This window comes from Pseudomonas sp. DE0010 (assembly GCF_007680745.1).
GTDB classification, from domain to species: domain Bacteria; phylum Pseudomonadota; class Gammaproteobacteria; order Pseudomonadales; family Pseudomonadaceae; genus Aquipseudomonas; species Aquipseudomonas parafulva_B.
The window spans coordinates 194,227-215,917 of sequence record NZ_VEJQ01000005.1; the positions used below are offsets into that span (position 1 = coordinate 194,227).

Below are 21,691 nucleotides of genomic sequence, written 5' to 3' on the forward strand. Positions count from 1 at the left end.
AGCTTAGAGCTTAGAGCTTAGAGCTTAGAGCTTAGAACTTAGAACTTAGAACTTAGAGCTTAGAACTTAGAACTTAGAACTTAGAACTTAGATCTGAAAACTTGGAGCTTGGAGCTTGGAGCTTGGAGCTTGGAGCTTGGAGCTTGGAGCTTGGAGCTTGGAGCTCTGAACTCAGGACCTAAAACCGAATAACATAAGAACCCCCATCCAGCACCCAATCAACCCGTCCCAATCTCCCCCCCATCCTCCCGCTGAATCACCACCGTAGAAGACCGCGGCCTAACCCGCTTCCCCCCAAAAGCACCCTCGGTAGCATCTTCCGAAACTGGCCAGTTCCCCGGATGCTGAATATTGACAAACAACGTCCTGTTATCCGGCGTAAACGCAATCCCCGTCACCTCACACCCATTGGGCCCCACGAAAAACCGCCGCAACCCCCCTTGGTTCTCCCCATTCACCGGCACCTGCCGCCCCGCCGCATCCACCAGCAGACCTGGAATCACCGCCAACAGCTGGTCATTGGTGTAGTCACTGACCGTCGACTCACTGTTATCCGTCTCGAACCACAGCACCCCGCGACTATCGAATCGCATCCCGTCAGGGCTGGCGAACTGGTTCAGCTCCGTCAAGCCAGAACGGTTGATCTCAGCCGCACCGCCCGCGTTGGCGCCAAACACGAAGATGTCCCAGGTGAAACGCAGGTGATCGTCGCTGTCATGCCAGCGAATGATATGACCATGACGATTGGGCCCGCGTGGATTGGCCGCATCAACCTTGTCCGGTGTGCGCGCACTGTTGTTGGTCAGCGTAAGGTACACATCGCCGTTGAGCGGATTGACGGTGGTCCATTCGGGCCGATCCATCGGCGTGGCGCCCACCGCGTCGGCAGCACCACGGGTATTGAGCAAGATGCCTGGCAGGTCGCCAAAGCGCGCACCCAACGTGCCACCCACGATGGTAGGGGTAAGCACGTCCAGCGGTAACCATACCCCCGTGCCATCGGCATCGAAGCGAGCCACATATAGTGTGCCGTGGTCGAGGTACTTGGCCCCGGTGGCCAAGCGGTCGGCAGCCTGAGCGTCGGCGGGGTCCCACGGCGCCTGCGACACCCACTTGTACAGGTACTCGTTGTTCGAATCGTCACCCATGTACCACACCAGAGGCTTACCGGCGACGGGTACCCCCGGTGCACAGCCTTCGTGACGAAAACGCCCCAGCGCCGTGCGCTTGGTCGCCAGGGCGGTGCGGTCATACGGGTCGATTTCGACGATGTAGCCGTAAGTGCTGGCTTCGTTACGGTAATCCTCCAGCGCACTGGTGCCTGTGGCCGTGACGTCGAAACGGGCAAACTCGCCAGCGTCTTCACTGCTATCACCCGCGGCGCTTTCCCACTGGTACTGACTGCTGGAGGTAGCCACCCCCAAGCGGCGCTGATCCTCCGGGCACGTGCCTCGGTTGACGAAAATGCCTGGCCAGTTCTCTTCACACGTAAGGTAGGTGCCCCAGGGCGTGTAGCCATTGCCGCAGTTGTTGTTGGTGCCACGGCAGTGGGTGCCGGCGGTGGAGTAGGGGGTCTTGACGTGAGCGGTGCCGCGCAGCGGGCCGCTGATGTGCATGGGCGAGGCAGTGGTGAAGCGCCGGTTCAGTGGATCGTTCTCCACGACCTGCCAGTGGCCGTGCACGTTGCGCAGGCGTACTACGCCAGCGCCATGTGCGTTGATCTCCTTGCGAACTTCTTCTGCAGGCCGTTTGCCGTTAGCCGATCTGGTTGGGCCAGCCGGGTGCAAGGCTGCAGGGTCGATGTACTCGAAGTTGATGGCCAGCAAGCCATCATCCGAGCTGCCATCGATGGGGAAGAAATGCATGCCGTCATGGTGCATGCCCATGGCGTTGGCCTGGTCGACAGAGGTATTGCTGCCGTCCGGCTTCCAGGGCGCGGCGTCCCGGTTAAGCGGTGTTCCCCAGGGGGCCAGCACGCGTGCGCGGTAGCCCTTGGCAAGGGTGCACGCATCGGTGCGTGACCCGGGGATCGAGTCGAAGCCCAGCGCCAGCCCTGATCTGGCAGCGTTGCCGGTGACCGGCCCGCCAGGGCCGGCGGGCCTGCGGGTATCAGCACCGTTGAAACAACCGCCCAGGCTGGTGCCGGCGATCAGGGTGACGGCGGCGGCCAGGCCGCCGCGCATCACACTGCGTCGGCTCAGGTAAATGTCCATGACGGTGGCCATGGCCGTGTTGGTGCTGGGGTTGCGGTCCAGATTGTCGCCGGTGTCACGACTCATCACATGTCCTTGCGTTGCAGAGTTCAGGCCGCACTCTAGTGGGCGATTGTGACGTTTGGTTTGCAGAACCATGAGCGGACGTTGCAACCCTGTGGCGCATTTGAAGAGGCCCCGCAAAGGGGCGCTCTGCCAAGGTTGCTCAGTCGCGCTTGGCGCCCAGGCTCGATGCCCACTGCTCGTTGCGGTTATGCCCACTGGTGCGGATCAGCCCGAGATCCAGGGCGTTTTCACCCTCTGCAGCCCCTTTGCCCTTGGCAATTTCGGCAATGGCGGTGCCCAGGTCCACAGGGGAATTGGACGCATCGATCGAAACAGCCCGCCGGTAGTCGCTGCCGCTCAGGGTTTGCTGCTTGATCGAGTTGGCGTCCAGCTTGACTTCGCCCCTGGCCGATTGCAGGCGGGCACCGATCAACTGGGCATTGCCGCCAACCTGCAAGGCGATGCCCTCGCTGCCTTTGAGCGTGGCCTGTTGGGCGACACTGTCGCGTTGCTCGTGGACCACCTCAAGTCGCAGGGTAGGGGAGAAGCCCGGATCAGCCTTGCTCAGGGCAGGGCCGGCTTTTTCGCCGACTTTGCCGCCTAGCGGCCCGGCCAGCGATGTAGCAGCGTTGACATAGCCTTGTGGGTTCTTTTCCTGACTGAGCCTGGCATCACCCTTGACGCTGAGGTTATTGACGCGGTCCATCAGGCTGGCCACACGCAGATCGCCCTCTATGGCACCTTCGATCCGCGCGGCGTCCAGGCTGATGCCTTCGAGGCTGGCATCGCCGCCGCTGTGCAGCGCGATGCGCTCGGCACGCAGGTTGCCGGCGTTCCAGGTGAGGTTGTCGCGCTTGTCCATGTCTACCTTCAGACGGCCATGCAGGCCCCGCGTGTCCAGTGCGCCACTGCTGGCGTTGAAACCGGCACCGGCGGTGATGTCGAGGTTATTGCGCAGTTCCTGGTTCGACGAGGCTTCCAGCCGCATGCCGCCGTTCATGGCATCGAGCACGATTTCCTTGGCGCTGGCTTGCAACCCCTGGACCTGCAAAGCCTGCGCGTCGCGTGCGCTGCTGGTCACGCTGAGGCGACCGTTACTGGCAAACTGCGCGTCGATGGCCTGGCGCGCGTTCTCCTCCTGCTTGCCATTGCCAAAGTGGCCACCTAGGCCCCCGCCTTGCGTTGTGCCGGTCTTGGCGGCCAACTCCAGGCCGCCGCCCAGCTTCGCGCCACTGGCCTCTTGTGTGGAGGTAGCCGCCTTGACCTGCAACTGGCCATCGCTGTGCAGCGTGATATCGCCCGTCGGGGCTTCGCGGCTACCGATGCGCGTGCCTTCGAGCGTCAGGTCGCCACGGCTGGTCAACACCACCTGGCCCTTGCTGTCGATTTGCGCCACCTGAGCTGTGCTGGTGGCCTGGTCATTGCGCGCATGATCCAGATAGCCGCGCCCATCGACACCGGTACTGCCGGGGCGGTTGCCTACCTTGACCCAGGCATTGCCGTCCAGCTGGCTGGATTGGCGCGCTTCACGGTCAGTAGCTTGGGCCAGTTCCAGCGTACCCTCGCTGTGCATGCGCACGTCGCCTTTGCCTCCATCGATACGTGTGCCTTCATAACGACCATCGCTGCCCAACTGCACCTTGATACCCTGCTGGCCATACAGGGAGCCCGCCACAGCCGTGCTGACAGTGCTCTGGCGATCCAGAGAACCGCCGTTGCCGGCCGCGCGAACGTTCAGGTCCTGACCGGTGGTGGTATCCAGCCGAGCATCTGCACCGACGGTCAGGCGCTGCTCGCGCTTGTGCTCGGTATTGGCCGCAGCCTGCATGTCATGGTGCTGCGCCTGAATGTCGAGCGCGCCCGCATTGGCTCGCCAGGCGGTGCCCTGATCCTTGAGGGTATCGACCTTGACCTGCACGCTGGCACCGGACAGTTCGCTGACTTGGGCAAAGCCACGGCGCTGGTTTTCCAGGCGCTTGAGGTGCTCGACGGTCATGTCGGCGCCTACGCTGGGCGCCACCATCGCGTCTTCGGGCGAGGCCTGCTGAAAGCGGGCAGCTTCTTCACCCAGCACCAGACGCTCAATGGGCCGGGTGAGATCACGGTATTCCAGGCTCCCGCCGAGGCTGGCAGACCAGTCATCCTGGCGTTGGGTTTGCTCGGAGATGTTCTGCACCGCACGGTTCTCCATATGGGTGGCGGTAACCTGCAATGCTTCGCCAGCGTTTACCCGCGCGGCCTCGGTCACCAGCTCGTTGCTGCGCAACCGTACGTTGCCGCTTGCCTGCAGTTCGGTGCGCTGCACCTTCTGCTCACGGTTGGTCTGTACGCCACGCTGGTGATGACCATCGAACTGGCTGCCTAGCCGATCGATCCCGCCGGTCAGCGTAAGGCCGCCTCCACTCTGGGTGGTGGTCGTGGTGGTTTCGTGGGTAGTGTGAGTGGCGCCCAAGGTCACCTTGCGGGCGTCGATGTCCAGGTCCCCGGCCAGGGCGTTGATGGTGGAACCGGTGACCTGCACATCGGCATCGGATTTGACACTCACCAAAGCCCCCTTGAGCTGGCTACCCACGTTTTCGATTTTCTGCTCCTGGCCAGTGCGGGTGACAACGTCATAGCCCACGCTGGCCTTGTACTGGCGAGAACCGGGCTTGTCGCCGTCGGCCTCCTTGGTCTGCCCGGCGCTGGCGGTGAGGGTGCGCTGCTGGTTTCGAACCTCGCGTTGCTCGGTCGCCTGCGTGCCAGTGATTGCCACATTGCCCTTGGCTTCGAGGCCAAGATGACCGCCAGCGCTGACATTGGCGCCCTCGATACGCAAATCCTCGGCACTGACCAGGCGCAGGTTGCTCTGCGCCCCCACCTCGCTGACCAGCACCGCTTCGTTGCGCTCAGTGCTGCGGCTGTCGCTGGCAATCAGGCCGAACAGCTTGCTGTCGCGTGCATGGTCGGTCCGGGTGCTGGTGCCTTTGTCCGCCTCCACGGCCAGCGAGCCTTGCTGGCTGTGCAGCGTCGCATCCTGCTGGCCTACCACCGTGCTGCCTTTGACGGTGAGCTTGTCGGCTGTGACGGTCAGGATGCCATCGCTGGTGAGGGTGCTGCCTGCCAGGTTGCGGCCCTTTTTCTCGTTGCCCTTGTGATCGCCGAAGAACGTACCGGACACCAGGTCACCGCGATAATCACGGCGCGTACCCTGCTCCTGCAGCTGCGTCGTGGTGATCATGCCCTCCTTGGCCGTGATGGCCAGGTCGCCGCGGCTGTGCAGGGTGCTGCCTTGCACGTTCAGGTTGCCAGCCGTCTGCACCTGCATCTGCCCTGCGGTGAGCGTGCTGCCCTGGGCGCGCTCGGTGAAGGTGTCCGTGTCGCTGTCACCGCGCCAAAGGTCCTTGCGGTGACGGATCTTTTCCTGGATGGCCTGGCTGTCGATACCCGCCAGGATGTCCAGGTTGCCCCCGCTGTCCAGATTCAGCCCATTGCCCGCTTGCAAGGTGGCGGCGGTCATGCGCATGTCGCCGCCGGAGGTAAGCACGATGCTGTCGTCGGCCTCCAGGCGGGTGCCGTGCTGCTGGGTGTCGGTGGTCGTGGTGTCGCGGTCGTAGGTTTCGCGCGTGACGAACAGGAACTTCTTGCTCCATTGCTCGTTGTCATGCTTGACCCGCTCAAGGGCCTGGGCGTCGAGGGTCAGGGCCTGGCCCGCCCGGGCTTCGATGCGGGGTGCTTTGGCCTCTACGGTGCGCAGTACCAGATCGCCCTGTGCATCGAGCTTCAAGGGGCCTTGCCCGCTGTGCAGGACGGCTGGGCTGGCCGCCGTACCCAGCACGTCCAGGTTGCCCGCCGACGCCATTTCGATGCCATCCGTGGCACTGACCAGGGGGGCTCGTACCCGCACACCCGCACCTTCGGCAGTGCTCACCACGCGGATGCGCCCCGCCTGCATGGCACCGAACAGGCTGGCGTCGATGCTGGCCGGCGTGGCGGCACGGTGCTCGACGACCGCGCCGCTAGCGTGATCGATCCGGTTGCGGCCAGCGGTGATGTCCAGGGTGGTCGCGGCCGCCAGCAGGCCTTGGCTGTCGATGCGCGGCGCAATCAACGCGAGAGCGCCGTCGGCATTGCTCTGGCCGCCGTCCAGCACCTGCAGGGTGCCGCTGGCGTCGAGGGTATTGAGGTACTTGAGCTGCTGCTGCTCGAACTCTGGGGTGCCTACCAGAAAGCCTGCACGCGTGGTGTTGATGAAGCTGCCGCCGTTGAGGGTGATGCCGTTGGGGTTGGCCAGGATGTAGTCGGCAGCACGGCCAAAGATTTCCTGGGGGCCCTGAATCAGTGAGGCACTGCGGCTGACCACTTCGTTGAGGATGGTCGACGCTGCCTGCCCCTGGAACTGAGGGTTGGCGGCCAGGGCACCGGCCAGCTGCGATTGCCCAGCCTGGGTGGCGTTGTTCAGCACCAGGCCTGCACGGTCGACGTTGTACTGGTTGAACTGGTTGTGCGAGAGGCCGTTGGCATCGGGCGGGACGATCTCGATCACCGGGACACCGTGGCCGTTGTTGATGAGCGGGGTGCCACCAGGGCCGTTGGCGGCGTCCAGGCCGCCTTCGGCCAATGCGCTGGTAGAGCCGAGCACGATCAGAAAGATGGCCCAGCGCAAGGTATCGGGCTGGATGCAAAGAGGGGGCGAGGATGTCTTCATGGTTTTTCTCATTGTTGTGGGTGAATCAAAGGGTCATCGACCAGTCCAGCACCCAGAAACCAGGCTCATTGGGCCGGCCTGGGTGGTCGCTGGCGTATAGCGCGCGCTGGTAGTCCAGGCGCAGTCGGCTGCCTGGCAGGCTAAATTCCAGGCCGGCTGCCGCACCGGCCAGGCGCTGCGACGGTGAGCCAGCAGCGGTGCGGGTCCAGCCCAGGTCAAGGCCGATGTAGGGGCGCACGTGCAGCGGTGCGCCCCACGTTTGGGGCAGGGGGTAGCTGACTGTGTTTCGCCACACCGCGCTGGTGGCGCCGGAATAGGTCTGCAAGCGGAACCCGCGTACCGCCGAATCGTCGCTGACCAGCATTTGCTCAACGGCCGGCAGTGCATCCTGGCTGTACTGCCCGTTGAGTTCGCTCTGCCAGCGCCACGGCTGGCTGGCCGGGCCTTGGCCGATGTAGAGCAGGCTGGCGCGGTATTTCCTGAAGTCGGGCCGCAGGCGCTGTACGCCCAAGGGTTCGCGGTCGGCGCCGAGCATCGGGACGCCCTGGGCCACGCCCAGGTAGCCGTTCCACAGGCCATGTTGCAGCCACAGCAGGTTCAGCCCGGCTTCAACGGAGGTGAGGGTAGGGCTCTGCTGCACGATGACTGTCCCGGCATTGCGGTTGACCAGCGCCTTGCGGTCGAGCCGCAGTGAGGCGCTGAGCATCCCCCGTTGGCCACGCCACAGCACGCGCTCGGCGCTCAGCCCTTGATAACGGCTCCGGCCATCTGCGCTCAGCCTGCTGCTGGGCAGCGGGGCCTGGTAGCGCAATTCGCTTGCACTCAGGGCAAAGCTCCAGCGGCCGTAGGGGACGCTGTAGTACAGCGAAACACCCTGGCTACGGCCCGGGCCACCCAGCACCGTATGCGTCAGCGACAAGCGCAGGTCGTCATTGAGATGCAGCGGGCTGTCCACACCGATGCCTGCCGTCAGCCGGTGGCGCCCGGTAAAATCGCTGCCCCGGTTGTCGAACCGCGTATCGAAATGCCAGCGTCCGTCTGCCCGGCGCGGTTGGACCACGACGCGCGTGCCACCCTGCATTTGCCCTGGCAACAGGTCAACGCCCATGTCGAAGGCGCGCAGGCGGTTGAGCTGATCGAGCCCCTGCTCGACGTCTGGCAGGTACAGCGGGTGCCCCAACAGGTCTGGAAAAGCACCGGACAAGGACAGGGGCAGTTCGGGGCCAGCCAACTCGATGGATTCGACGAAGCCCTCGACCAGCACGATTTGCAACGGGTACCCGTCCTGGGGCAGCTGGCGCAGGTAAGGCCGGCTGGTCGGATAGCCGGCTTGCACGTACTGCTCGGTGATGGCCTTGAGCAGCGCGTTGATCTGGGCAACGCCCATGCACGGCATGACGTTCAGGCGCACGGTGGTGGCCAGGGCAGCGTCGTCCAAGTGGCGATTGCCGGCGACCTCGACACCTGCGACCTTCCAGCAGCGCGCCTGAGTGGGTGCGGCGACGGGAGCCTGGGAGGGCGACGTCGTGTCGGCCTTGTCCTGCCAGCGTTCCAGGCGGCGTTGCTGTTGCTGGTGTTGCAGGTCCAGCTGATGGTCGCGTAATTGCCAGCTGGCAACGTCGGCCCTCGCCTCACCGCAGGCGAGTACCAACAGGATAAAGCAGACGGCCAGCAGCTGGCGCTTGAGGGGGATAGGACAGTGCACTTGAGCATCCCAGCGATGCGGTACGGACTTCGTACTCGATTGCGTGGATGCTAAAAGCCGTGGCATTTCCCTGGATGCCATCCCGTGCCTAAGACAATGTCAGGCAGGTTCCAGCGAACGGGTGGGCTCTTTCCTACAAAAACAGATGAATTGCGCTAGATCAGGGCCGAATCTCGATCATCGTGCCATCGCGCACCAGGCTCCAGACTTCCTGCATGTCGCGGTTACGCATGGCGATGCAGCCGTCTGTCCAGTCCAGGGTATGGAAATACCACTCGGGGTATTCGTCATTGATCGGCGTGCCGTGGATCATGATCATGCTGCCGGCCTTCACGCCTGCCTGGCTGGCCCGGGCCGCATCGCTGACGTTGGGGTAGTCGATGTGCATGGCCAGGTTGAAGCGCTCGCTCTGCTTGCGCCAGTCCAGCCAGTAGAAGCCTTCGGGAGTCTTCTTGTCGCCTTCGCGCTGCTTTGGGCCCTTGGGTTGCTTGCCCAGGGAAATGCGGTAGGTCTTGATCGGCTCGCCGCGGCTGATCAGTTGCAGGCGACGTTCGGACTTGATGACCAGTACCTTGTCGACCTGAGGCTGCACCGCCGGTTGCGCAGGCGAACCCTGCTGCACTGCCGAGACCGGTTTGCGGATGATGGTTTCGGTGTAGGCCGCCTGGGACATCGAGGCAACGCCAAGGCAGAGGAGGGCAAGCAACCAGCGCATGTAGCAATATCCTGAAGGCTCTGTACCGGGTTATGCGAAAGGCACTCGACGATGGTCACCACCGGGCGGCATTTCATGAACCCTAACGGGGGGTGGTCGATACGTTCATCGGCGGCAGGTATTCATGGCCTATGGGGAACTGCTGCTCGATTCGGTCGTGATAGTAGCATTCTAATGTCCGTGCCACGGTCCGGAAAGCCAGGGCGTCCCAAGGGATCTCATGCTCCTCGAACAGTCGCACTTCCAGGCTTTCAACGCCCACTGCAAACGCAAGGTCCGCCAGCTCGGCGCGGAAGAAGACATGTACCTGGTTGATGTGCGGCAGGTCGAACAACTGGTACAACGTCATCGAGCCTACACGCGCGCAGGCTTCTTCGACGGTCTCGCGACGGGCGGCCTGGTCGAGCGTCTCGCCGTTTTCCATGAAGCCGGCAGGCAATGTCCAGAAACCACGGCGCGGTTCAATGGCGCGGCGGCACAGCAGCACCTGGCTGCCATGGGTAGGCAGCACGCCGGCTACCACGTTGGGGTTCTGGTAGTGGATGGTGTGGCACGCGGGGCAAACGTACCGCAACCGTGTGTCGCCCTGGGGGATCTGTTCGATGACCGGCTGACCGCACGCACTGCAGAAATTCATGGAGGCTTCCTTTTGTCGTGGCCTATCTTGGCGTGGTGGCTCGGCCGCCGCAAGCAGCAGGGGTTGGGTGGCTGACGGCTTTCGTGCATCATGCAGGGCAGGCCTTGGATACGAGTGAGCGCGATGCTGGACGAGCTACTTCGCCGAATGAGCAACCACCAACCTGCAACCCTGGAATCGGATCGGCGGTTCCCGGAAGCGGCGGTACTCTTGCCCATTACCCGCAGCGAAGTGCCTGAGCTTGTGCTGACCTTGCGCGCCAAGGGGCTTTCGACCCATGGTGGCGAAGTCGCCTTCCCGGGTGGACGGCGCGATCCCGAAGACCCGAACCTGGTCTTCACCGCCCTGCGCGAGGCTGAAGAAGAAATTGGCCTGCCACCAGGGCTGGTAGAGGTTCTTGGCCCGCTCAGCCCCCTGATATCCCTGCATGGCCTGAAGGTCACGCCCTACGTCGGCGTCATTCCCGACTTTGTCGAATACCGCCCCAACGATGCCGAGATCGCGGCGGTATTCACCGTTCCCCTGGAGTTCTTCCGCCAGGACCCTCGCGACCATACCCACCGCATCGATTACCAGGGCCGCAGCTGGTATGTGCCCAGTTACCGCTACGGCGAATACAAGATCTGGGGGCTGTCGGCGATCATGATCGTCGAACTGGTCAACCTGTTGTTCGACGCCGGTATCTCCCTGCACCGTCCCCCTGAGCGTCCTACCGACAAACGAGCAGGGCCCACCCTGCCATCGGCATCCCAGCCTGAGGAGCAACCATGAAATATCGCCTGGGCGACCTGCGGGTCGAGACTCATCCCACCAGTTGGGCTGCACCCAACGCCACGCTCATCGGCAATGTCCGTCTCCAGGCCCATGCCAGCGTCTGGTTTGGCGCTGTGCTGCGTGGTGACAACGAGCTGATCGACATCGGTGAAGGTAGCAACGTGCAGGACGGCACCGTGATGCATACCGACATGGGCTCGCCCCTGACCTTGGGTAAAGGCGTGACCGTTGGGCATAACGCCATGCTTCATGGCTGCACGGTGGGCGACTACAGCCTGATCGGCATCAACGCGGTCGTGCTCAATGGTGCACGTATCGGCAAGCACTGCATCATCGGCGCCAATGCCCTGATCGCCGAGGGCAAGGAGATTCCCGATGGTTCGCTGGTCATGGGTTCGCCCGGCAAGGTCGTGCGCGAGCTGACCGAGCAACAGAAGCGCATGCTCGAGGCCAGCGCGGCGCACTATGTCCATAACGCCCAGCGCTACGGCAAGGAGCTGGTGCCCGACGATGAGTGAGGTAAACGAGCGCCCGGTGGCGTCCCCCTGCGTCAACATCTGTGCCCTTGATGAGCAGGATATCTGTACTGGCTGCCAGCGCAGCGTGGCAGAGATAGGCCAATGGGGCCGGATGAGCAACGATGAGCGACGCGGTGTGCTCAGGCGTTGCCATGAGCGCGCCACCGAAGCCGGGCTGGTGCTCTAGCGGTACTGCGGTTGCCTCCCAGGGCGGGCAACGGTAATCTGTGCCGCTTGCCCAAAGACTACCCGCCATGCTCTTTCTGATTGCCTATATCAGCAGTGTCGTGCTGATCAACTACGCCTTCTCCAGCGCCCCGCACCTGGACGTCATCTGGTCCGCCTGGGGTGGCCTGGTCTTCATCCTGCGCGACATGGTGCAGACCCGCTTCGGGCACGGGGCGCTGGTGGCCATGCTGGCGGCTCTGGTGCTGTCCTACGTCACCTCCGAGCCTGCCATCGCCCTGGCCAGCGCCACGGCGTTCTTCGTCTCCGAGCTGATCGACTGGCTGGTCTTCAGCGTCACCCGGCGGCCCCTGCGCGACCGGCTGTGGTTGAGCTCGGCATTAAGCATACCGGTCGATACGTTCATCTTCTTCGGCATGATCGGTGCGCTCACACCGATGGTGATCGGCACCGCCATGGCGTCGAAGTTCGCCGGTGTCACGGCCGTCTGGCTGGCCATGGCATTTCGCGCCCGACGGGCTGCCGTGGCGGGCTGATGGTGTAGAATAGCGGTCCTTTTTCAGCGGGTGGTGCCGAGCCAGGCGCGGCCCCGGATGCCTTCGAGGACCTGAAATGACCCGTATCGGAACCCCCCTGTCGCCCACCGCGACCCGTGTACTGCTCTGTGGCTGTGGCGAGTTGGGCAAGGAAGTGGTGATCGAGCTCCAGCGCCTGGGCGTGGAAGTGATCGCCGTTGACCGCTACGCCGACGCGCCGGCCATGCAGGTTGCCCACCGCAGCCACGTGGTCAACATGCTCGATGGGGTGGCGCTGCGCGCTGTCATCGAGGCCGAGAAGCCGCACTACATCGTGCCGGAAATCGAAGCCATCGCCACCGCCACGCTGGTGGAGCTGGAAAGCGAAGGTTTCAACGTGGTGCCCACTGCACGCGCCACGCAACTGACCATGAACCGTGAAGGCATTCGTCGTCTGGCTGCCGAAGAACTGGACCTGCCCACCTCGCCCTACCACTTTGCCGACACCTACGAAGACTATGCCGTGGCTGTCGCCGATGTCGGCTACCCTTGCGTGGTCAAGCCGGTGATGAGCTCGTCCGGCAAGGGGCAGAGCCTGCTGCGCAGCGATGCCGACCTGCAGAGCGCGTGGGCCTACGCACAGGAAGGTGGGCGCGCCGGCAAGGGGCGGGTGATTGTCGAAGGTTTCATCGATTTCGATTACGAGATCACCCTGCTGACCGTGCGTCACGTCGGGGGCACCACTTTCCTCGAACCGGTTGGGCACCGTCAGGAAAAAGGCGACTACCAGGAGTCCTGGCAGCCGCAGGCCATGACCCCCAAGGCGCTGGCCGAGTCGCAGCGGGTGGCCAAGGCGGTCACCGATGCCCTGGGCGGGCGTGGGCTGTTCGGTGTGGAGTTGTTCGTCAAGGGCGATCAGGTCTGGTTCAGCGAAGTGTCGCCACGCCCGCACGACACCGGCCTTGTTACCCTGATCTCCCAGGACCTGTCGCAGTTCGCCCTGCATGCCCGCGCCATTCTCGGGTTGCCAATCCCGGTGGTGCGTCAGTTCGGTCCTAGTGCTTCGGCCGTTATCCTGCCGCAGGGGCACTCACAGCAGACCGCCTTCGCCAATCTCGGCGCTGCGCTGAGCGAACCGGATACCGCTATTCGCCTGTTCGGCAAGCCTGAGATCAGCGGCACTCGTCGTATGGGCGTTTGCCTGGCCCGTGACGAATCCATCGAAGCGGCGCGCGCCAAGGCGACCCGTGCGGCCCAGGCCGTGGAAGTAGAGTTCTGATAGACCCGTCGGGGCCGCTCAGGCGGCCCCGACAGTCCTGCTATGAAGTCGCTGGGCGTCCTAAAGCTCGGTATTGCGCGTCTCCTTCAGGCACAGTACGGCGATCAGGCTGATCACGGCCGCCGCCGAGACATACCCGCCCACCCAGCTCAGGCCGCCCATGCTCACCAGCTTCTGAGCGAAGAAAGGCGCTGCCGATGCGCCAACAATACCGCCCAGGTTATAGGCTGCCGAAGCGCCGGTATAACGCACATGGGTCGGGAACAGCTCTGGCAGCAAGGCGCCCATTGGCGCGAAGGTCACGCCCATCAGGAACAACTCGATGGCCAGGAACAGCGCCACGCCGGTGGTCGAGCCCGAGGTCAGCAGCGGTTCCATGGTAAAGCCCGAAACCACGGCCAGCAGGCCGCCTACGATCAGCACAGGCTTGCGTCCGTAGCGATCGCTGAGCCAGGCCGACAGCGGCGTCGCCAAGGCCATGAACACCACCGCAAAGCACAGCAGCCCCAGGAACGTTTCACGGCTGTAGCCCAGCGTGCTTACGCCGTAGCTCAAGGAAAAGACGGTGGAAATGTAGAACAGCGCGTAGCACACCACCATGGCTGCGGCACCCAGCAGGGTCGGGCGCCAATGCCTGGCAAACAGGTCCACCACCGGCAGCTTCACGCGCTCCTGGCGGGCCACCGCCTTGGCGAACACCGGGCTTTCCTCAAGCTTCAGGCGCACATATAGCCCCACCAGCACCAGGGCGGCGCTGAGCAGAAACGGTATGCGCCAGCCCCACTGGCGGAACTGTTCGTCGCTGAGCGTCAGTGCCAAGGTAAGGAACAGGCCATTGGCTGCAAGAAACCCGATCGAAGGGCCCAATTGCGGGAACATGCCGAACCACGCCCGTTTACCGTGTGGCGCATTTTCGGTGGCCAGCAGGGCCGCACCACCCCATTCGCCGCCCAGTCCCAGCCCTTGGCCAAAGCGCAATAGGCAAAGGATGATCGGTGCCCACACGCCGATGCTGTCATACCCCGGTAAAACGCCGATGGCGGTGGTGGAAACACCCATCAGCAGCAGCGAGGCAACCAGCGTGGACTTTCGTCCGATGCGGTCGCCGAAGTGGCCGAACAGCGCAGAGCCCAGTGGCCTGGCCAGAAAGGCGATGCCAAATGTCAGGAAGGCCGCCAGCATCTGGGCAGTGCCGGACCCGGACGGGAAAAACACCGGCCCGATGACCAGGGCGGCCGCCGTGGCGTAAACATAGAAATCGTAGAACTCGATGGCGGTGCCGATGAAGCTGGCAGTGGCAACCCGCGCAGGCGAGTTGACCGGCGCGGCAGGTGCGCCGGCGTAGGTGCTGGTTGTCATTGAAGGTCCCTGGCGGTCTGGGGCAACGCCACGGTGCTCTGTCGGCCTGCAACGGACACACCGATTGCAGCCGGCCGAACAGCGGTTCCCATGGCGCTGGCGCGATTGTTGTTGTGTTCGCCTGGCTGACGATAGCCCAAGGGGATAGGGGCGGGCGGACACTGCTCAGGGTGGTGAAGCAGGGCCGCAGGGCGTTTCAGCGAAGCGGACTGACCGTGGAGCGCCGAGTGCGGGTAGCAGGCGGGACGGCAGGGCTGGGTAAGCGTTGCCCGAGTATAGCTATCGGGTTGCCGTCCATACCAGTACCTTGCTGGCGCAATTGTCTTCGGTTTCAAGGATTTCCAGGCGATAGCGGCCGATTTTCAGGCACACCGCACTTTCCGGGATGCTTTCCAGTGCCTCGGTCACCAGGCCGTTAAGGGTCTTAGGCCCGCCATCGCACGGCAGGTGCCAGCCCAGGCTACGGTTGATCTCCCGCAGCGAGGCCGTGCCATCAATGACATAGGTACCGTCAGGCTGCTTGTGGACATGGGGGTTGCCCAGGCTCTGGTCATCTTCGAACTCGCCGACGATTTCCTCGAGGATGTCCTCCAGGGTGACGATCCCCAGTACTTCACCGTACTCATCCACCACCACGCCCAGGCGCCGCTGCTGCTTGTGGAAGTTGAGCAACTGCAGGTTCAAGGGCGTGCTTTCGGGCACGAAATAGGGCTCGTAACACGCCTGGCGCAGAGCTTCGAGGGTCAGCGCGGCCTGGGGCAACAAGTGGCTGATCAGCTTGGTGTTGAGGATGGCTTCGACCTGGTTGATGTCGCTGTGGTACACCGGCAAGCGGGTGTGGCGGCTGACGATCAGTTGCTCGATGATGCGCTCGATCGGCTCGTCGAGGTTGATGCCATCGACCTCGTTGCGCGGCACCAGAATGTCGTTGACGGTGATCTTGTCCAGGGACTGGATGCCGTCGAGCAACCCCCGTCGTGGGGTTTCCGGGTGCTCGTCGTCCTCGAAATCGTCGGCTTGCTCGGGGTGCAGGGCGACTGCGGCGGGCTGCTTGCGCAGGGGGCGCAGCAACAGCTTGGCGCAGCCGTCGAGTATACCGGCCAGCGGTTGCAGCAGTACCAGTGGAGGCTTGAGCAGCGCACCCAGGCTGACGAAGACCTGTGGGTTGCGTCTGGCCAGGCGACGAGGCAGGTATTCGGCGAACACCAACAGAGCAGCAGCGGCAGCCAGGCCTGCCTGCCACAGGCCAGCGTCACCACCGTGACGCAGCCCGATCAGGCAGGCCAGCGCCAGTACCAGCCATTTGCCCAGGCTGGCGCCCAGAACCAGGGCAGGGCCCGAAAGCTTGGGTTGGCTGTCCTTCTCGCCGCCCGACACCATCGTGTGCAGGCGTGCGGTCTCGATGGCGGTGAGCAGTGCAGACCACAGCAGGGCAATTGCCGAGGTGCCGAGAAGCGGTGCGTACGGCAGGATGTTCATGAAAGGCCGTCAGATGTGCAGAATGAATTCGCGAACCAGCTTGCTGCCGAAATAGGCCAGCATCAGCAGGCAGAAGCCTGCCAGGGTCCAGCGGATGGCCTTGTGGCCCCGCCAACCCAGGCGGGTACGCCCCCACAACAGTACGCTGAACACGACCCAAGCCACGCAGGCCAGCAACGTCTTGTGCACCAGGTGCTGGGCGAACAGGTTGTCGAGGAACAGCCAGCCGGACACCAGCGACAGGGACAGCAGGCACCAGCCTGCCCAGAGGAAGCCGAACAGCAGGCTTTCCATGGTTTGCAGTGGCGGGAAGTTTCGAATCAGGCCAGAGGGATGTTTGTGCTTGAGTTGATGGTCCTGCACGAGCAACAGCAACGACTGGAACACGGCGATGGTGAACAGGCCGTAGGCCAGGATCGACAGAAGGATGTGAGCAAGGATGCCCGGTTCCTCATCGATCAGCGGCACGGTGCCGGGCGGCGCGAACTGGGCCAGCAGCGCGGTGACCGCACCGAGCGGGAACAACAGCACCAGCAGGTTCTCCACAGGGATGCGCAGGCATGCCAGCAAGGTCAGGGCGATGACGGCCACGGCGATCAGGCTGGCGGCACTGAAGAAATCCAGGCTCAGGCCAAGCGGGGTGATCAGCTGAAAGAACAGCGCACCGCCCTGGGCGATCACCGCAATGGTGCCCAACAGGCCGGGGAGCCGTTTGTCGATCTTGCGGCCCTTGGCCAGGGATGAACCCTGGTAGATGGCCGCGACGATGTAGAGCGCAGCGGCAATCAGGTTGGGGATGAGGCTGGGAGAGGAGACCATAAGTCCTGGTGGGCGAGCCTTAAAGAGACGGAGTTTGGCATAAACCGCGCCGCTCTAGGAAGACTGACGGGCGTGCAAGGCGGCGGCGGTGCAGGCACCGGGCAGACCCCGTCGCGACCGGCGAGTGCCGCTTGAGGTGTGCGCGGTCGCTTCACTTCGCTATAATCGCCGCCTTGCTGTGCCTGGCGGGTGTGCATTTCCCCGCGGGCGCCTGACAACCTCGGCTTTTACTGGGCCAGAAAGGATCATCATGTTCGAAAACCTGACCGACCGCCTGTCACAGACGCTGCGCCATGTCACCGGCAAGGCCAAGCTGACCGAAGACAACATCAAGGACACGCTGCGCGAAGTGCGCATGGCCCTGCTCGAGGCCGACGTTGCCCTGCCGGTGGTGAAGGATTTCGTCAACAGCGTCAAGGAACGTGCCGTCGGCACCGAAGTGTCGCGCAGCCTCACCCCAGGCCAGGCCTTCGTCAAGATCGTCCAGGCCGAACTCGAAAGCCTGATGGGTGCGGCCAACGAAGATCTGGCGCTCAATGCCGCCCCGCCTGCCGTGGTGCTGATGGCCGGCCTGCAAGGTGCGGGCAAGACCACCACCGCTGGCAAGCTGGCGCGCTTCCTTAAAGAGCGCAAGAAAAAGAGCGTGATGGTGGTGTCTGCCGACGTCTATCGTCCGGCGGCTATCAAGCAGCTCGAGACCCTGGCCAACGACATCGGCGTCACCTTCTTCCCGTCCGATATCAGCCAGAAGCCGGTTGCCATCGCCGAAGCCGCCATCCGCGAAGCCAAGCTCAAGTTCATCGATGTGGTGATCGTCGATACCGCAGGCCGTCTGCATATCGACGCCGACATGATGGATGAGATCAAGGCCCTGCACGCCGCGGTCAAGCCCATCGAAACGCTGTTCGTGGTCGATGCCATGACCGGCCAGGACGCTGCCAACACCGCCAAGGCGTTCGGCGAAGCCCTGCCGTTGACCGGCGTTGTGCTGACCAAGGTCGATGGTGATGCGCGTGGCGGTGCGGCGCTGTCGGTGCGCGCCATCACCGGCAAGCCGATCAAGTTCATCGGCATGGGCGAGAAGAGCGAAGCGCTCGAACCGTTCCACCCCGACCGGGTGGCCTCGCGCATCCTGGGCATGGGCGACGTGCTCAGCCTGATCGAGCAGGCCGAGCAGACCATCGACAAGGCCAAGGCCGACAAACTCGCCAAGAAGCTGAAGAAAGGCAAGGGCTTCGACCTCGAGGACTTCCGTGACCAGCTCCAGCAGATGAAGAACATGGGCGGCCTGGGCGGGCTGATGGACAAGCTGCCGAGCATTGGCGGCGTTAACCTGTCGCAGATGGGCAATGCCCAGGGCGCCGCCGAGAAGCAGTTCAAGCAGATGGAGGCGATCATCAACTCCATGACCCCGGCCGAGCGCCGCGATCCCGACCTGATCAGCGGCTCGCGCAAACGCCGCATCGCCTTGGGTTCCGGCACTCAGGTGCAAGACATCGGCCGGCTGATCAAGCAGCACAAGCAGATGCAGAAAATGATGAAGAAGTTCTCCAGCAAGGGCGGCATGGCCAAGATGATGCGAGGGATCGGCGGCATGCTGCCGGGCGGTGGCATGCCCAAGCTGTGAAGTTTTTCGGGACAGGTCATTTTTGGGCCGGCCCCTCACCCCGCGCAAGCGGGACAACGGTCGCGATTTTCGCGGCTTACGCAGCAAGTCTGGACGGTCGGGCACGCTTCGGCCGAAAAAGTCATTTGCAAATGTCCGTGTATTCCTTGAGAATATGCGGCCTTTTGGGCACCCGTGTGCCTATTTGGCATTCAGATTTGCAGTACCAACTGCAGCACCGACTATAGGAACGATGTTCACATGGTAACCATTCGTCTGGCCCGTGGCGGCTCGAAAAAGCGCCCTTTCTACCACCTGACCGTGACCAACTCGCGTAACGCCCGTGACGGCCGTTTCGTTGAGCGCGTAGGTTTCTTCAACCCGATCGCTGCTGGCGCCGAAGTCAAGCTGTCGGTCAACCAAGAGCGCGTCACCTACTGGCTGAGCCAGGGCGCACAGCCGTCTGAGCGTGTTGCTCAGCTGCTGAAGGACGCTGCCAAGGCTGCCGCCTGAGCAATATGAACGCGACGCCAGAAAAGGCTGACGACCTCATCGTCGTTGGCAAGATTTTTTCGGTTCACGGCGTTCGCGGCGAGGTGAAGGTGTATTCCTTTACCGATCCGATTGAAAACCTGTTGGATTATCCAAGCTGGACGCTTCGGCACGAAGGCAAGGTAAAGCAGGTCGAGCTGGTCAGCGGTCGTGGCTCCCAAAAGGGCCTGGTCGTGAAACTGAAAGGTCTCGAGGATCGTGACGAAGCCCGTCTTCTGAGCGGTTACGAAATCTGCATTGCGCGGAGCCTTTTGCCCAACCTGGCCGCCGATGAGTACTACTGGTACCAGTTGGTAGGTCTGAAGGTCATCAACCAGGACGAACACCTGTTCGGCAAGGTCGATCACCTGTTGGAGACCGGTGCGAACGATGTAATGGTGGTCAAGCCGTGTGCAGGCAGCCTGGATGATCGCGAGCGTTTGTTGCCCTACACGGCGCAATGCGTGCTCGATATCGACCTGGATGCAGGCGTGATGCGGGTTGAGTGGGACGCGGACTTCTAACCGATGGGTAACCTTCGCGTAGACGTCATCACGTTGTTCCCCGAGATGTTTTCGGCCATCACGGAGTACGGCATTACCAGCCGCGCGGTGAAACAGGGGTTGCTTCAGGTAACGTGCTGGAACCCGCGGGACTACACCACAGATCGTCACCATACGGTAGATGATCGGCCGTTTGGCGGTGGTCCTGGCATGGTGATGAAAATCAAGCCTCTGGAAGATGCCCTGGTCAACGCCAGGCAGGCAACCGGAGCTGCGGCGAAGGTGATCTACCTCTCGCCACAAGGCCGCAAGCTGACTCAGCAGGCGGTCAAAGGCCTGGCCGAACAGGAATCATTGATCCTGATCGCCGGTCGTTATGAAGGCATCGACGAGCGTTTCATTGAAGCTCATGTCGATGAGGAGTGGTCGATTGGCGACTATGTGCTTTCCGGTGGCGAGCTACCGGCCATGGTACTGATCGATGCGGTTACACGGCTGCTGCCCGGAGCTTTAGGGCATGTGGACTCGGCGGAGGAAGACTCTTTCACCGATGGTCTGCTTGATTGCCCGCACTACACCCGACCTGAGGTGTATGCGGATCAGCGTGTTCCCGACGTGTTGCTCAGTGGCAACCATGCACACATCCGGCGTTGGAGAATGAAGCAGTCCCTTGGTAGGACCTTCGAACGACGCGCCGATCTTCTGGAAAGTCGCTCGCTTTCTGGAGAAGAGAAGAAGCTGCTCGAGGAATACCTCCGCGAGCGGGACGATAGTTAAACGTATCGATGGTGGATCACGATCCATCTTAGGAGCACAGCATGACCAACAAGATCATCCAGCAGCTCGAAGCCGAGCAGATGAGCAAGGAAATCCCGACCTTCGCACCCGGCGACACCGTTGTCGTCCAGGTTAAAGTGAAGGAAGGTGAGCGTTCCCGTCTGCAGGCGTTCGAAGGCGTCGTTATCGCCAAGCGCAACCGTGGTCTGAACAGCGCCTTCACCGTGCGCAAGATCTCCAGCGGCGTTGGTGTAGAGCGTACCTTCCAGACCTTTAGCCCACAGATCGACAGCCTGGCCGTGAAACGTCGTGGTGACGTGCGTAAAGCCAAGCTGTACTACCTGCGCGATCTGTCCGGCAAAGCCGCTCGCATCAAGGAAAAACTGTCCTGAGTACAGTTTGCCCGGCGGCCCAGGTCGCCTAGCGAGAAAGAAGCAGCCTTCGGGCTGCTTTTTTGCGTTTTGAACTTCGTACAGGTGACAGCCATGACCACCCGAGACCAGGAAATCCAGCGCCGCACCGAGCTTTCGGTCACCCGCGTGACCAAGGCGGTGTTCCCCAACACCACCAACCATCACAACACCTTGTTCGGTGGCACGGCCCTGGCGTGGATGGACGAAGTGTCCTTCATCGCGGCCACGCGTTTCTGCCGCTTGCCATTGGTGACCGTTTCCACCGATCGCATCGACTTCAAGCACCCAATCCCGGCGGGCTCGATCGTCGAGCTGGTGGGTACGGTAATCAAGGTAGGCAACACCAGCTTGCAGGTACAGGTGGATGTGTTCGTCGAAAACATGTACCTCGATGGCCGAGAGCGGGCGATTCACGGCGTCTTCAGCTTCGTTGCCATCGACGAAGACAAGCGTCCCGTGCCGGTGCTGGAAACATCGAAACCCTTGTAGCGGCCTAGCCGCAGCGCCGTCCCAGCCGTGATGAGCCGCGTAGCGGCCCCAGCACTTAAATTATCCCCCAAAAAAAGCTGGGGCCGCTGCGCGGCCCATCGCGGCGCGAGGCCGCTCCCACACGGGGGTGAGCTGCGCCCCAAATGTTGGACACCCGTCCACTTTTGGGGTTTTTATGCGCAAGTATTCAAAGCAGTTTAAGCTGTCAGCCATTCAGGCCTTTCTTGATCGCGGGTATGGCTTTCGCCATGTTGCTGCGCAGTTCCAAATGGATCCGACGCTCCTTCGTCGCTGGGTCGTGGCCTACCGTACGCACGGTCAGGCCAGTCTGGAGAAAACAGGCCGCCATTACAGCGCCGAGTTTAAACTCGCCGTTCTTCATCATAAATGGCGTGAAGACCTTTCGTTGCGCGCCACGTCAGCGCTTTACAACCTAGGCAA

Annotated in this window: 20 protein-coding genes; 12 read left to right on the top strand and 8 right to left on the bottom strand. The window is 62.8% G+C overall.

What is annotated here, in order from left to right:
• Positions 1-218: 218 nt before the first annotated feature.
• The 5 genes from FS767_RS06240 to FS767_RS06260 all read right to left on the bottom strand — a co-directional run bounded on the left by FS767_RS06240 (position 219) and on the right by FS767_RS06260 (position 10,002).
• Positions 219-2,279 carry a PhoX family phosphatase gene (locus FS767_RS06240; protein ID WP_144964593.1) on the bottom strand — a complete coding sequence of 687 codons (2,061 nt, stop codon included), beginning with the start codon at positions 2,277-2,279 and terminating at the stop codon, positions 219-221.
• Positions 2,280-2,418: 139 nt separating this feature from the next.
• On the bottom strand, positions 2,419-6,945 hold the full coding sequence (locus FS767_RS06245; RefSeq protein ID WP_144964594.1) for a hemagglutinin repeat-containing protein: 4,527 nt from the start codon (positions 6,943-6,945) through the stop codon (positions 2,419-2,421).
• A gap of 25 nt (positions 6,946-6,970) precedes the next feature.
• Entirely contained in the window at positions 6,971-8,620 is a 1,650-nt protein-coding gene (locus FS767_RS06250; protein WP_256674237.1) for a ShlB/FhaC/HecB family hemolysin secretion/activation protein, read from the bottom strand.
• A 190-nt stretch (positions 8,621-8,810) separates the two neighbouring features.
• Positions 8,811-9,365, bottom strand: coding sequence for a murein L,D-transpeptidase family protein (locus tag FS767_RS06255; protein ID WP_144964596.1), 555 nt, complete (start codon positions 9,363-9,365; stop codon positions 8,811-8,813).
• 82 nt (positions 9,366-9,447) lie between these two features.
• Positions 9,448-10,002, bottom strand: a complete 555-nt coding sequence (locus FS767_RS06260; protein WP_144964597.1) for an NUDIX hydrolase — start codon at positions 10,000-10,002, stop codon at positions 9,448-9,450.
• 114 nt (positions 10,003-10,116) lie between these two features.
• Between FS767_RS06260 and FS767_RS06265 the strand changes: the two genes are divergently transcribed.
• The 5 genes from FS767_RS06265 (at position 10,117) to purT (ending at position 13,274) form a co-directional block, all read left to right on the top strand.
• Entirely contained in the window at positions 10,117-10,773 is a 657-nt protein-coding gene (locus FS767_RS06265) for a CoA pyrophosphatase (protein WP_228385145.1), read from the top strand.
• Positions 10,770-11,294: a gamma carbonic anhydrase family protein gene (locus FS767_RS06270; protein ID WP_058604489.1), complete on the top strand. Its 525-nt coding sequence runs from the start codon at positions 10,770-10,772 to the stop codon at positions 11,292-11,294. Before FS767_RS06265 ends, FS767_RS06270 begins: the two co-directional genes overlap by 4 nt.
• Positions 11,287-11,481 carry a DUF1289 domain-containing protein gene (locus FS767_RS06275; RefSeq protein WP_058604490.1) on the top strand — a complete coding sequence of 65 codons (195 nt, stop codon included), beginning with the start codon at positions 11,287-11,289 and terminating at the stop codon, positions 11,479-11,481. The genes FS767_RS06270 and FS767_RS06275 overlap by 8 nt, the downstream gene beginning before the upstream one ends.
• A gap of 67 nt (positions 11,482-11,548) precedes the next feature.
• Positions 11,549-12,016 (top strand): VUT family protein, encoded by a 468-nt coding sequence (locus FS767_RS06280; RefSeq protein WP_023533643.1) that lies wholly within the window; start codon positions 11,549-11,551, stop codon positions 12,014-12,016.
• Positions 12,017-12,092: 76 nt separating this feature from the next.
• A complete protein-coding gene (purT, locus tag FS767_RS06285; protein ID WP_144964598.1) occupies positions 12,093-13,274 on the top strand; it encodes a formate-dependent phosphoribosylglycinamide formyltransferase in 1,182 nt (393 codons plus the stop codon).
• A 60-nt stretch (positions 13,275-13,334) separates the two neighbouring features.
• On the opposite strand, the gene FS767_RS06290 is transcribed toward purT, so the two are convergent.
• The 3 genes from FS767_RS06290 to FS767_RS06300 form a co-directional block, all read right to left on the bottom strand.
• The gene (locus tag FS767_RS06290; protein ID WP_144964599.1) at positions 13,335-14,633 is read right to left on the bottom strand and encodes an MFS transporter; all 1,299 of its coding nucleotides are present in this window, start codon (positions 14,631-14,633) and stop codon (positions 13,335-13,337) included.
• Between the two features lie 279 nt (positions 14,634-14,912).
• Positions 14,913-16,112, bottom strand: a complete 1,200-nt coding sequence (locus FS767_RS06295) for a transporter associated domain-containing protein (protein WP_058637440.1) — start codon at positions 16,110-16,112, stop codon at positions 14,913-14,915.
• Positions 16,113-16,121: 9 nt separating this feature from the next.
• Complete coding sequence (locus tag FS767_RS06300; RefSeq protein WP_027913819.1) at positions 16,122-16,931, bottom strand: inner membrane protein YpjD; 810 nt, start codon at positions 16,929-16,931, stop codon at positions 16,122-16,124.
• A gap of 250 nt (positions 16,932-17,181) precedes the next feature.
• Here FS767_RS06300 and ffh point away from each other — a divergent pair, with 250 nt between their 5' ends.
• From ffh to FS767_RS06335, 7 genes are all read left to right on the top strand, one after another.
• Positions 17,182-18,558: a signal recognition particle protein gene (gene ffh / locus FS767_RS06305; protein ID WP_144964600.1), complete on the top strand. Its 1,377-nt coding sequence runs from the start codon at positions 17,182-17,184 to the stop codon at positions 18,556-18,558.
• Positions 18,559-18,798: 240 nt separating this feature from the next.
• A complete protein-coding gene (rpsP, locus tag FS767_RS06310; protein WP_023533649.1) occupies positions 18,799-19,050 on the top strand; it encodes a 30S ribosomal protein S16 in 252 nt (83 codons plus the stop codon).
• A gap of 5 nt (positions 19,051-19,055) precedes the next feature.
• Positions 19,056-19,592 (top strand): ribosome maturation factor RimM, encoded by a 537-nt coding sequence (gene rimM, locus FS767_RS06315; RefSeq protein ID WP_027913820.1) that lies wholly within the window; start codon positions 19,056-19,058, stop codon positions 19,590-19,592.
• A gap of 3 nt (positions 19,593-19,595) precedes the next feature.
• Positions 19,596-20,348: a tRNA (guanosine(37)-N1)-methyltransferase TrmD gene (gene trmD / locus FS767_RS06320; RefSeq protein WP_028634846.1), complete on the top strand. Its 753-nt coding sequence runs from the start codon at positions 19,596-19,598 to the stop codon at positions 20,346-20,348.
• 41 nt (positions 20,349-20,389) lie between these two features.
• Entirely contained in the window at positions 20,390-20,740 is a 351-nt protein-coding gene (gene rplS / locus FS767_RS06325) for a 50S ribosomal protein L19 (RefSeq protein WP_023533640.1), read from the top strand.
• Positions 20,741-20,833: 93 nt separating this feature from the next.
• Positions 20,834-21,250 (top strand): acyl-CoA thioesterase, encoded by a 417-nt coding sequence (locus tag FS767_RS06330; RefSeq protein WP_058604495.1) that lies wholly within the window; start codon positions 20,834-20,836, stop codon positions 21,248-21,250.
• A gap of 175 nt (positions 21,251-21,425) precedes the next feature.
• Positions 21,426-21,691: transposase (locus FS767_RS06335; protein ID WP_144964601.1), on the top strand; the 266-nt coding region annotated here is incomplete at its 3' end.

Coding starts and splice junctions, on each gene's coding strand:
- FS767_RS06330 (WP_058604495.1), top strand. CDS start 20,834: ATGACCACCCGAGACCAGGAAATCCAGCGCCGCACCGAGCTTTCGGTC.
- FS767_RS06270 (WP_058604489.1), top strand. CDS start 10,770: ATGAAATATCGCCTGGGCGACCTGCGGGTCGAGACTCATCCCACCAGT.
- purT (WP_144964598.1), top strand. CDS start 12,093: ATGACCCGTATCGGAACCCCCCTGTCGCCCACCGCGACCCGTGTACTG.
- rimM (WP_027913820.1), top strand. CDS start 19,056: ATGAACGCGACGCCAGAAAAGGCTGACGACCTCATCGTCGTTGGCAAG.
- FS767_RS06240 (WP_144964593.1), bottom strand. CDS start 2,279: ATGAGTCGTGACACCGGCGACAATCTGGACCGCAACCCCAGCACCAAC.
- FS767_RS06260 (WP_144964597.1), bottom strand. CDS start 10,002: ATGAATTTCTGCAGTGCGTGCGGTCAGCCGGTCATCGAACAGATCCCC.
- FS767_RS06280 (WP_023533643.1), top strand. CDS start 11,549: ATGCTCTTTCTGATTGCCTATATCAGCAGTGTCGTGCTGATCAACTAC.
- rplS (WP_023533640.1), top strand. CDS start 20,390: ATGACCAACAAGATCATCCAGCAGCTCGAAGCCGAGCAGATGAGCAAG.
- trmD (WP_028634846.1), top strand. CDS start 19,596: ATGGGTAACCTTCGCGTAGACGTCATCACGTTGTTCCCCGAGATGTTT.
- rpsP (WP_023533649.1), top strand. CDS start 18,799: ATGGTAACCATTCGTCTGGCCCGTGGCGGCTCGAAAAAGCGCCCTTTC.
- FS767_RS06275 (WP_058604490.1), top strand. CDS start 11,287: ATGAGTGAGGTAAACGAGCGCCCGGTGGCGTCCCCCTGCGTCAACATC.
- FS767_RS06245 (WP_144964594.1), bottom strand. CDS start 6,945: ATGAAGACATCCTCGCCCCCTCTTTGCATCCAGCCCGATACCTTGCGC.
- ffh (WP_144964600.1), top strand. CDS start 17,182: ATGTTCGAAAACCTGACCGACCGCCTGTCACAGACGCTGCGCCATGTC.
- FS767_RS06290 (WP_144964599.1), bottom strand. CDS start 14,633: ATGACAACCAGCACCTACGCCGGCGCACCTGCCGCGCCGGTCAACTCG.
- FS767_RS06255 (WP_144964596.1), bottom strand. CDS start 9,365: ATGCGCTGGTTGCTTGCCCTCCTCTGCCTTGGCGTTGCCTCGATGTCC.
- FS767_RS06300 (WP_027913819.1), bottom strand. CDS start 16,931: ATGGTCTCCTCTCCCAGCCTCATCCCCAACCTGATTGCCGCTGCGCTC.
- FS767_RS06295 (WP_058637440.1), bottom strand. CDS start 16,112: ATGAACATCCTGCCGTACGCACCGCTTCTCGGCACCTCGGCAATTGCC.